The sequence below is a fragment of the Streptomyces sp. NPDC054840 genome, from assembly GCF_053611065.1.
In genome coordinates this window covers 1-10,855 of the sequence record NZ_JBSGZP010000208.1, presented here as the reverse complement: position 1 = coordinate 10,855, position 10,855 = coordinate 1, and the positions used below count along the sequence as shown (strand labels likewise).

The window sequence follows — 10,855 nt, the reverse complement described above, 5'->3', positions numbered from 1 at the left end:
GCACGCAGGTGGCCGCGGGTACGGCCATCGAGCCGGCCCGGCGCGGCTGCCCGGTCAGGGGGTCCACCTCGAACCAGGTGACGTCCCCCGAGCGCTCGTTGGCCACGTAGAGCCGGTTCCCCGAGGGGTCGACGGCAAGATCGCGCGGCCACGCGCCCCCGCAGTCCACGGCGGCGGTGAGCCGCGGCTTCCCGGGGCCGTCGGCGAGGGAGAGGGTGACGATCGCGTCGGCCCCGCGGACGGCCGCCCAGACGAAGCGGCCGTCGGGCGAGGCGACGATCGCCGAGGGGTAGGCCCGTACAGCCCCTGAGGTGCCCCCGGAGGCCACCGGAACCTCGCCGACCGGTTCCAGTCGCCCGGACTCCCCGTTCCAGCGGCAGACGGTCACCTGCGGCTCCAGCTCGTGCAGTACGTACGCCGTCCCGCCCTCCGGATGGAAGGCGAGGTGACGGGGACCGGTCCCCGGGCGCAGCGCGGTCTCGGTGTGCACCCGCGGCGCCCCGGTGGCCGGGTCGAGCGCGCAGACCCGTACCGAATCGGTGCCGAGGTCCACGCTGAGCACCCAGCGGCCGGTCGGGTCGGGCAGCACGTGATGGGCGTGCGGGCCTTCCTGCCGATCGGCGTCGGGGCCGGAGCCCTGGTGCGACAGGACACGGGAGGGCCCGCCCGGACGGCCCTCCACCCCGAGCGGGAGACTGCTGACGCTGCCGGAGGCGTAGTTGGCGGTGAGCAGTCTGCGCCCCGCCAGGCTGAGGTGGGTGGGCCCGGAGCCCCCCACCCGGACGGGCGCGCCGAGGGGGGCGAGACCCGCGGTGGTGGCCCGGAAAGCGGCGACCGCGCCCCGCTCGGTTTCGTTGACCGCGTAGAGCACACCGGTGGAGCGGGAGAAGGCGAGGTAGGAGGGGTCCTCGGCGGCGGTGACCGAGAGCGGGGTCAGCGCCCCGGTCTTCGGATCCACAGCCGCGGTGGTGACACCGCGGCCACCCTTCGAGGTGAACGAGCCGATGTAGGCCCGGCCTTCGCCGCCCTGGTCCCTGATGTCCGCGCCGCCCACGAGGGCCCCTTTCGCCGCTGCCGGATCCGTCCGGAGCCGACGGTAACAGAAGGGTCTAGACCAGATCGCGCCCCAGGGCCCGCTCCTGCGCGCCGGGGTGGTGGACGTAGGAGGTACTGCTGCTGCGGTCCTCGTAGGTGCGGTGGAAGACCGGGGTGGCGGAGCCGGAGATCGGCGGCACGATCCAGGACCAGTCCGCGCCCACCTCGCGCCCCTTGCCCTCCTCCCGTTCCATGTGGGACAGGAACCGCCGGGACTCGGTGTGGTGGTCGGCGATCGTGACCCCGGCGCGGTCGAAGGAGTGCAGGACGGCCCGGTTGAGTTCGACGAGTGCGCGGTCCTTCCAGAGGGAGCGGTCGCTGGAGGTGTCCAGGCCCAGGCGGCGGGCGACGGCGGGAAGGAGGTTGTACCGGTCGGTGTCGGCGAGGTTGCGCGCGCCGATCTCGGTGCCCATGTACCAGCCGTTGAACGGCGCGGCCGGGTAGTGGATGCCGCCGATCTCCAGGCACATGTTGGAGATGGCGGGTACGGCGTGCCAGCGCAGCCCCCAGTCCGCCCAGCCGGCGCCGTCGGGATGGTCGATCGGCACCTCCAGGACGGCGTCCTCCGGGGTGTCGAACCAGCGGGGCTTGTCGTCGACGCCCTGGACCACCAGCGGCAGGAGGTCGAAGGGGGTACCGGGGCCGCCGGGCCAGCCGAGCTGGAGCAGGGCCTCGGTGAGCGGGGCGTTGCGGGCGTCGCCGACGGTTATGGACGGATGGTCGCCGTAGCCCGCGTATCTGACCAGCTGCTCGCTCCAGATCAGCGGGCCGGGGCGGTCGGGGGTGTCCGGGGCGAAGACGGTGATCGTGGGCCTGACCCGGCCCCGGTTGGTCGCCTCGCGCAGGTGGTCGAAGCACTCGGCGGCGATACCGTCGGCGTCGGTGAGCCCACGGCGGTCACGGACCCGCAACGAGTTCCAGTAGAGCCGGCCTATGCAGCGGTTACTGTTGCGCCAGGCCACTCGGGCCCCGTGGACCAGTTCCGCGGGGGTGTGCACATAACTGCCGGTCTCGGCGAGCTCGGCCCTCACGGCGGCGAGCCGGGCGCGCGGATCCCCGGCGTCCGCGTTCTCCCGGTGGAAGAGTCGGATGAACTCCTCGGCCGCTTCCCACACCTGAGCCGTGGTGGAGCGCTGTTGAAGAATTTCCATTCCGGGCGATTACCCCCTGTCCGACCAGATCCACCCTGTACATGCCGGATGAATGTGCAATAAACAATTACCCGTTGTACATGTCGCAGGTCAGCGTGGGCTGATGGGCAGTGAGGGAACACTCCTCCGGGTGATCTCTCAGGGATCGGGCTGCGGAGGGGCGAGCAGGGGCGTACGATCCGGCGCGGTCCGGGAGTTGACCGTACGCTTAGGGCCGTAATCCCCGGCGGGCGCACGACGCCGGCCACGGCACCTCGCTACGTTGTCGGAACGCCCGAATACGCCCAGTACGGGGGCGCCCCTCCGCCTTGCGATGCACCGCATCCGACGCCGTGCGCTGATCCACCGGGGATTACGGGACAGCCCTTAGGTCAGCGGCAGGGGCGGCTCATGTAGAGCGCCTGCTCGCCCGCCGCCGGCGTGCCGTCGTACAGCGCGATGTCGAAGCCGCAGAACGTGAAACCCATCCGCCGATAGGCGTGCACGGCCGGGGCGTTGACCGAGCTGACCTCCAACCACAGGTGTGCCGCGCCCCGTTCGCGGGCGAACCGCTCGGCGCAATCCATCAGGCCGCGGCCGATGCCGCGGCCCCGGTGACCGGGCAGGACCTCGATGTCCTCGATGGTCAGCCGCCGGTTCCAGGGGGCGTACCCGACGGCTGCGTACCCGCACAGCAGATCGCCGTCGAGGGCCACGAAGGTCCGCGCGTCGGCGTCCGAGTCCTTCCCGCCGCCGAAGACCTGCTCGTCGTGCTCCTCGGGCGGGAACGCCTTGCGCACGGGCGGGTCCACGGGGACCTCGCGGACCAGGAAGCCGGCGCCGGACCCGAAGCCGGAGCCGTTGCCGTCGCCCGGGCCGGGCCCACTCACCTCGAAGACCGTGGCGGTGGTGAAGGAACTGTCCAGGGCCTCGATGGCACCGGCGTCCTCGGGACGGGCGGGGCGGTACACGATCGTGTCGGCCGGGCCGTGTGCGGTGGTCATGAGCTCCACCGTACGCAAAAAATCCCCCGGCCGAATTGGCTGCCGAGGGAGAAGAGAGCGTATATTCAATGGTTCGCGACTTCCTCTGAAACGCAGTCGCGGTAAAGCTTACGAGGACACTGTAGCGCGGCAGGAGTGCAATTGTCAACCGAGGAATTCCGGAAAGAGCAGCAATTCGTCACCGACCTCTATCAGCGCCTCGACGGTCTGCGTGACCAGGCCGAACAGGCGGTCGAAGGGGCGCTGCGCGATGTCGGTACCGGCTTTCAGGCGATGCTGGAGCGGGACGTGCTGGTCGCCGAGCAGTCCGGTCTGCTTTCCGCCCTGAACGCGGGCGAGAACGGCCTCTGTTTCGGCCGCCTGGAGTTCTCCGACGGCCGGGACCACCACATCGGCCGGCTCGGTATCCGGGCCGACGACGCGGAACGCACCCCGCTGGTCCTGGACTGGCGGGCGGACGTGGCCCGCCCCTTCTACCTCGCCACCGGTCACACCCCCATGGGGCTGCGCCGCCGGCGGCACATCAGCAGCCGCGGGCGCGTGGTCACCGCCCTGCACGACGAGATCCTCGACCTGACCGACGCGGAGCGCACCGGACACGAGGGCGCCGACGCGGACGCCGTGCTGCTCGCCGCGCTCGACGCCGCCCGGACCGGCCGGATGCACGACATCGTGCGCACCATCCAGGCCGAGCAGGACCGGATCATCCGCTCCACGCACCGCGGGGTGCTGGTCGTCGAGGGCGGTCCCGGCACCGGCAAGACCGCGGTCGCGCTGCACCGCGCCGCCTACCTGCTGTACGCACACCGGGAGCTGCTCGCCAAGCGCGGTGTGCTGATCGTCGGACCGGGCCCGGCCTTCCTCGGCTACATCGGCGGGGTGCTCCCGGCCCTCGGCGAGACGGGCGTGCTGCTGGCCACCCCGGGCGAGCTCTTCCCCGGCGTGCACGCCACCGGCACCGACCGTCCGGGGGCTGCCGCGGTGAAGGGACGGGCCGCGATGGCGGAGATCCTCGCCGGGGTGGTGGCCGACCGGCAGTGCCTGCCGGAGACCGTGCCCGCGGACTCCGGCGAGGAGTTCGACACCGTCCCCGAGCCGGCGCTGGAAATCGACCACGAGGAGTACGGGACGCTGCTGCTGGACCGCACCATGGCCTACGCGGCGCGGGACCGGGCCCGGGCCACCGGGCTGCCGCACAACCAGGCGCGGCCCTCCTTCGCCTTCCCGATCATCGACGCGCTCACCGCGCAGCTCGCCGACCGACTGGGCGCCGATCCGTACGGCGGTCCGAACCTGCTCGGCTCGGACGACATCGCCCAGCTCGGCAAGGAGATCGCGACGAGCGCCGCCGTGCACGCGGCGATCGACTCGCTGTGGCCCTCCCTCACCCCCCAGCGGCTGATCTCCGACTTCCTCGCGGAGCCCACGCACCTGCCCGCGCCCGAGGCCGCCCTGATCCGGCGCGCGCCCTCGGCCCGGCCCGACTGGACCCCGGCCGACGTGCCGCTCCTGGACGAGGCGGCCGAGCTGCTCGGCGAGGACGACAGCGCCCGGCGGGCCGCCGAGGAGCGGGACCGGCAGCGGCGCATCGCCTACGCACAGGGCGTGCTGGACCTGTCCGAGGGGTCACAGTCGTACGAGTTCGAGGACGAGGAGAACGAATTCCTCGCGGCCCACGACATCATCGACGCGGAGCGGATGGCCGAGCGCCACGAGGAGGCCGACCACCGCAGCACCGCCGAGCGAGCCGCGGCCGACCGTACCTGGGCCTTCGGGCACGTCATCGTGGACGAGGCGCAGGAGCTGTCGGCGATGGCGTGGCGGCTGCTTATGCGGCGCTGCCCGACCCGGTCGATGACGCTGGTCGGCGACCCGGCGCAGACGGCCGACGAGGCGGGTTGCGGCTCGTGGGAGGGGATCCTCTCGCCGTACGTGGGCGAGCGCTGGGAGCTGGTGCGGCTGGCGGTCAACTACCGCACGCCGGCCGAGATCATGGAGGTGGCGGCAGCCGTCCTGCGGACCCGTGATCCCGGTTTCGAACCGCCGCGGTCGGTACGGGCCACCGGGGTGCGTCCGTGGGCGCACGCGACCGGTGACCTGGCGGCGGCGACGCGGGAAGCCGTGGCACGGGAGCTCCCGGCCGAGGGGCGGCTCGCGGTGATCGCCCCGCGGGCGCGGCACGCGGCGCTGGCCGCCGTACTGCCGGAGGTGCGGGAGGGCGCTGAGCCGGATCTGACCGGGGCGGTGGTCCTGCTGGACCCGCGCCAGGCCAAGGGGCTGGAATTCGACACGGTGATCGTGGTGGAGCCGGCCGAGCTGTGGCCGAGCGATCTGTACGTGGCGCTGACGCGGTCCACCCAGACCCTCGGGGTGGTGCACACCCCGGGCCGGCTGCCGGCGGGGCTCGCGGACGCCCCGGAGGGGCTGCTCAGGCGCTGATGACGAGGGGCGCCCGGGGGTCGGTGCGCAGCGGGGTCGCCAGTGCCACGAGGGTGTGTTCCAGGCCGTGGAGGTGGGCGAGCGCCGGTTCCGCGGCGGCGGGCCGGAGCTGCGGCACGGTGGCGGGTCCGGGCGCGCCGTGCGGGGCGGTCAGCGCTTCCACCGCGGCCTCCACGCGCCAGCAGGCGGCGGCCAGCCGGGCGTCGTGCGAGGCCTGCGGATCGGCGGCGACGGCGACCAGCCCACGCACGTCCCGGGCGCAGTCGTCGAGCAGCGCGAGCACCTGCCGGGCCCGGGCCTTGCGGGCGCGCAGCGGGCTCAGCGGGTGGACGAGCGGCGCGAGCGCCGTCCGGACCCGGGCCAGCAGCAGTTCGAGCTCGGCGGCGTGCGGGGCGGGGTCGGCGTCCGGGTCGCCCGCGAGGCGGTCCAGGGTGGCCGCGGTGGAGGCGCGCACGCAGTGCAGGGCGCGCTGGATCCAGGCGTCGTTGGCGGCGTGCGTGGTGACCGGGAGGATGATCACGACGGCGAGGGCGGCGCCGAGGGCGCCGATGGCGGTCTCCTGGAAGCGCAGGAGCAGGAGCCCGGGGTGCAGGACGCCGAGGAGACCGTAGAGCAGCCCGGCCATGACGGTGACGAAGAACATCATCCAGGAGTACGAGGGCGCGGCCGTGTAGAAGATCCCGAAGACGCATACGGCGACCAGCGCGGCGGTGGGCACCGGCGCGCCGTGCAGGGGTACGGCGATCAGCAGGCCGGCGGCGATGCCGCCGACGGTGCCGAGGACGCGGCGGAAGCCCCGTACGAGGGTCTCGCCCCGCGAGGTGGTGTTCACGAAGATCCACCAGGAGGTGCCGACGGCCCAGTACCAGCGGTCGTCGGAGAGCGCCTGGCCGATGCCGAGCGCGAAGGCACAGGCGGCGGTGGCCTGGAAGGCCTGCCGGGTGGTCGGCCGCGCGAGGCCGGTCCCGGGCAGGCCGGGCGGGGCCGCGGGGGGCGGGGTGCGCCGCTCGATGGGCCACAGCAGGAAGCGCACGGCCCCGGCGGCGAGGAGCGCCAGGCCCACGGCTGCGTACAGCTCGGGCAGCTGCCCGGGCCGGGCGTGCAGGAACTGGGTGACGAAGAACATCATGAAGCCGAAGATCCCGAGGGCGTGTCCGCGCGGGCCGAAGCGGCGGGCGTAGACCCCGGCGAACACGACGGCGAGGAATGCGGCGTCCCGGGCGAGCGGCACCCCGTGCAGGGTGGTGGCGAGGGTCAGGACGGGGAATCCGGCGACGGGCAGCAGGGCGGTGGTGAGGCGCTGGGCGGGGATGTTCGCGTCGAGCACGGTGAAGAGGGCGAGCAGGGCCGCCAGTCCCCCGGTGATGGAGGCGGTCAGGGAGAGACCGCACCCCTCGGCGAGGGCGACGGCGGTCGCGACGCCGATCACCGCGCGAGCCGAGTTCCGCAGTCTCATACGCCCCGGATCCGGAGCCACGAACATCCTCTTCACGGCGGTGTGCCGCCCCCTTGCAGTGCTGCGCGCCGGCCGGCGCCGCCCGGGGGTGGTGGGCGGCGGACGGGCACGGCGAAGGCGCCGCGCTCCGGAACCGGCCTCGTTGCCGTCCGGCGCTGCGCGGCGCCGTAAGTACATGGATACGACACAGATAAGCACCCGGGGGCCCACTGGCTCAAGTCGGCGCTCGACCACTGTGCCATTGGTGCAGTTCCGGACCGATATTTCGGCCATGAGCCTGCCATCGGACCACTCTCGGCCGTAGCGCGCACTGTCCGGGTCACGCCGTCGTGGCCGACTCTCGTCCACGTGACCACGCGCTGTTATCGTGCAGCGACCCGCGGGACGTACGGAAGGGGACCGACGTTGACGCGCACGGCGGAGTTCGGGGAGGCCGAGGCGTTCAGCCGGGCCGCTGTGGCGGTCTTCCGGCTGAACGGGCGGTTCACGGCGGCCCTCGACCGGCTCTCCCTCGCCTCGGGGCTCAGCGCCGCGCGCTGGCAGATACTCACCACGGTGACGGATGAATCGCTGTCCGTGTCAGCCGTGGCCCGGCGGGTGGGGACCACGCGGCAGAGCGTGCAGCGCATAGCGGACCTGCTGGTGCGGCAGGGGCTCGCGATCTACCTGGACAATCCGGCGCACCGGCGGGCCAAGCTGCTCACTGCCACCGAGCAGGGTGTGGCCGCGAAACGGGAGATCGACTCCTGCCTCGCCGAGCTGGCCCGGCAGTTGTGCGAGGGTCTCGGCGGCGAGGACGAGGTGCACCGCACGGCCGAGGTGCTGCGGGGCCTGTCCGGCGCGTTGTCGTCGATCGGATCCGACGACTCTGCGTGAAGCCCGCGCGGGTGTCCGCCGCTATACGGACAAGCTGGCCTGAAACTGCCCATGTTTTTCCCAAGAGTTGACTGCACCGAGGAACGCTCTTTGCGGTACCGTTCGCGCCTGACGCGGGGTTTCAAGGCCGGGGGACCTTTTGAATCGGTTTGTCTTCAGAGTGCTGGGGCCGCTGCTCGTCCAGACCGATGACGGTCCGCTGCGCATCAACGGCCGGCGCCAGGCCACGGTCCTGTCGATGCTGGTCCTCTACGCCGACCGGATCGTTTCGGTGGACACCCTGGTGGACGCCGTCTGGCCGGAATCGCCCCCGGCCACGGCCCGCAACCAGATCGCCATCTGCGTGGCCACCCTCCGCAAGACCTTCAAGCAGGCCGGGGTGACCGATCTGCTGATCACCTCTCCCCCGGGCTACCTGCTGGCCAAGGGTGAACACCGGATCGACGTCCAGGAGTTCATGGAGCGGGCCGAGCAGGGACGGGACGCCGCCCGGCACGGACGGACCGAGGAGGCGTGCGCGCAGTTCGAGGAGGCGCTCAGCATCTGGCGGGGCTCCGCGCCGGACGAGCCGTCCGGCTCCCGGCTGGAGGCGGAGACCACCAGGCTGGAACAGATGCGGCTCGCGCTGGTGGAGGAACGTGCCGGGCTGATGCTGCAGCTGGGCCGGCACCGCGCGCTCACCGGTGAGCTCACCGAGCTGGTGGCCCGGCACCCCCTGCGCGAGCAGTCCCGCGAGCACCTCATGCTGGCGCTGTACCGGTCCGGGCAGCGGGCCGAGGCCCTGGAGGTGTTCCTGCACGGCCGCCGGTTACTCACCGAGCAGCTCGGAATCGAACCGGGTCCCGGACTGCGCCAGTTGCACGAGCTGATCCTGCGTGACTCCCCCGAACTGACCCGGCCCCCCGCCACGGCGGCGCCCGCGCCGGCCGCTCTGAGCACCATCCCGGCACAACTGCCCGCCGACGTGATGGCGTTCACCGGCCGGCAACGGGAGATGGCCTCGCTGGACCGGCTCCTGAAGGAGCCCTACAACCCCCATACCCCGGCGCTGGCGACCTTCGTCGGCGTGGGCGGCGTGGGCAAGACCGCGCTCGCGGTGCACTGGGCGAGCCAGGTCGCCGACCAGTTCCCGGACGGCCAGCTCTTCGCCGATCTGCGCGGGTACGACGAGGAGCACGCGCCGGTGTCCCCCGCCGCCGTGCTCGACCGGTTCCTGCGGGCCCTCGGGATCGGCGCGCCCCAGATACCGGCGGATCCCGACGAGCGGGCCTCACTGTTCCGCAGCCTGCTCAGCACCCGCAAGACACTGATCGTCCTGGACAACGTACGGTCCTTCGACCAGCTCCGACCCCTGCTCCCGGGTGGCGGGCGCAGCGTGGTGCTGGCCACCAGCCGGGAGAGCCTGGGTGATCTGACCGGGGACTACACGGCGCTGACCCTGCGGCTGCGGATGCTGGAGCCGACCGAGGCGACGGCGCTGCTGGTCAAACTGGCCGGGGCCGACCGGTTCGGCAGCGACCCGGTGGCGGTGGAACAGCTCGGTGCGCTGTGCGACTGCCTCCCGCTCGCGCTGCGGATCGCCGGGGCGCGGCTGGCGGCCAAACCCGGTCTGAGCGTGCGGAGCCTGGTGGCGCGGCTGCGCGATCACCGGTCCCGGCTCGACGTGCTGAGCCCCGGCGAGGGCGGGGTGCGGGCCGGCTTCCGGCTCACCTACCGGGACCTGGCTCCCGAGGCGGCCCGGATGTACCGCAGGCTCGGCCTGCTGCGCACGGCGGACTTCGCCGCCTGGGCGGGGGCGGCCGTACTGGACACCGACGTGTGGCACGCCGAGGAACTGATCGACCACCTGGTCGACGCGCAGCTGCTGGAGGTGGCCGACGCCGAGCCGGGGCGGGCCGCCCGTTACCGGTTCCAGGACCTGCTGCGGCTGTTCGCCCGCGAGCGGGCGGAATCGGACGAGGCGGAGGGGGAGACCGACGCCGCGCTGGAGCGGGCCTTCGCGTCCTGGCTCTGGCTGGCCGAGGAGGCACACCGTCGGATCGACGGCCGGGAGTTCCCGGTGGGCCGGACGCCGGCGCCGGCTCCCCGTTTCCTGCCCGAGCTGGCCGACGAGTTGCTGGCCGCGCCGATGGACTGGTTCGAGTCGGAGCGCACGGCCGTCACGGACCTGGTGGCGCACGCGGCGGAGACGGGCCGGGCCCGGTACGCGTGGGCGCTGACCGAGAGCGCGGTACCGCACTTCGAGACGAAGAACTACCTGGAGGACTGGCAGCGCTGCGCGGAGCAGGCGCTGGCCGCGGCCCGGCGCACCGGCGACGAGCCGGGCGAGGCGACGATGCTGCGGCTGCTGGGGTCACTGGCGATCTACCAGCGGCGGTACGAGCAGGCGGAGGGCTGGAACATGGCCGCGCTGCGGCTGCTGCGCAACGCCGGTGACATGGGCGGGGCGGCGCTCGCCCAGCGGAACCTGGCGATGTGCGCACGGTTCCAGGGGGACTGGGAGCGGGCCCTGGAGTACTGCGAGGCGGCCCTCAGCGGGTTCCACGCGTCGGGTGACATCGGGAACGAGGCCCACCTGCTCGGCTTCCAGGCCCAGATCGAGCTGGACCGGGGCGACGTGGGCGGCGCGCTGCCGCTCGCGGAGCGGGCGGTGGCGCTGAGCCGGCGTACCGGATCGGTGCGGGCGGAGGCGCAGAGCGTGTACCGGCTGGCCGAGGTACGGCTGCGCGCGGGAGACCTGGACGAGGCCGCGGAGGCCTTCGGTGCGGTACTGCGGCTGACCCGGGGCGAGGGCGACCGGGTCGGGGAGGCACACGCGCTGCGGGGGCTGGGCCAGACGCAGTGGAGCCAGGGCC

7 protein-coding genes are annotated in these 10,855 nt (G+C 73.0%); 3 read left to right on the top strand and 4 right to left on the bottom strand.

The features are described 5' to 3' along the window. From ACWGIU_RS17005 to ACWGIU_RS16995, 3 genes are all read right to left on the bottom strand, one after another. Nucleotides 1–1,054: lactonase family protein (locus ACWGIU_RS17005; protein WP_453706567.1), on the bottom strand; the 1,054-nt coding region annotated here is incomplete at its 3' end. 55 nt (nucleotides 1,055–1,109) lie between these two features. Next, on the bottom strand, nucleotides 1,110–2,246 hold the full coding sequence (locus tag ACWGIU_RS17000) for a nitric oxide synthase oxygenase (RefSeq protein WP_453706565.1): 1,137 nt from the start codon (nucleotides 2,244–2,246) through the stop codon (nucleotides 1,110–1,112). A gap of 371 nt (nucleotides 2,247–2,617) precedes the next feature. Beyond that, nucleotides 2,618–3,229 (bottom strand): GNAT family N-acetyltransferase, encoded by a 612-nt coding sequence (locus tag ACWGIU_RS16995; RefSeq protein WP_453706563.1) that lies wholly within the window; start codon nucleotides 3,227–3,229, stop codon nucleotides 2,618–2,620. Nucleotides 3,230–3,370: 141 nt separating this feature from the next. On the opposite strand from ACWGIU_RS16995, the gene ACWGIU_RS16990 reads away from it, so the two are divergent. After that, entirely contained in the window at nucleotides 3,371–5,668 is a 2,298-nt protein-coding gene (locus tag ACWGIU_RS16990; RefSeq protein WP_453706561.1) for a HelD family protein, read from the top strand. Here the strand turns inward: ACWGIU_RS16990 and ACWGIU_RS16985 are convergent. Further along, nucleotides 5,658–7,151 (bottom strand): FUSC family protein, encoded by a 1,494-nt coding sequence (locus ACWGIU_RS16985; RefSeq protein WP_453706569.1) that lies wholly within the window; start codon nucleotides 7,149–7,151, stop codon nucleotides 5,658–5,660. The genes ACWGIU_RS16990 and ACWGIU_RS16985 overlap by 11 nt on opposite strands. Before the next feature lie 378 nt (nucleotides 7,152–7,529). Here ACWGIU_RS16985 and ACWGIU_RS16980 point away from each other — a divergent pair, with 378 nt between their 5' ends. Further along, complete coding sequence (locus ACWGIU_RS16980) at nucleotides 7,530–8,000, top strand: MarR family winged helix-turn-helix transcriptional regulator (RefSeq protein WP_453706559.1); 471 nt, start codon at nucleotides 7,530–7,532, stop codon at nucleotides 7,998–8,000. Between the two features lie 160 nt (nucleotides 8,001–8,160). After that, nucleotides 8,161–10,855: BTAD domain-containing putative transcriptional regulator (locus ACWGIU_RS16975; protein ID WP_453706557.1), on the top strand; the 2,695-nt coding region annotated here is incomplete at its 3' end.

Excerpts from the sequence above, each read along its gene's own strand:
- ACWGIU_RS17000 (WP_453706565.1), bottom strand. The coding sequence starts at position 2,246 with ATGGAAATTCTTCAACAGCGCTCCACCACGGCTCAGGTGTGGGAAGCG.
- ACWGIU_RS16995 (WP_453706563.1), bottom strand. The coding sequence starts at position 3,229 with ATGACCACCGCACACGGCCCGGCCGACACGATCGTGTACCGCCCCGCC.
- ACWGIU_RS16985 (WP_453706569.1), bottom strand. The coding sequence starts at position 7,151 with ATGTTCGTGGCTCCGGATCCGGGGCGTATGAGACTGCGGAACTCGGCT.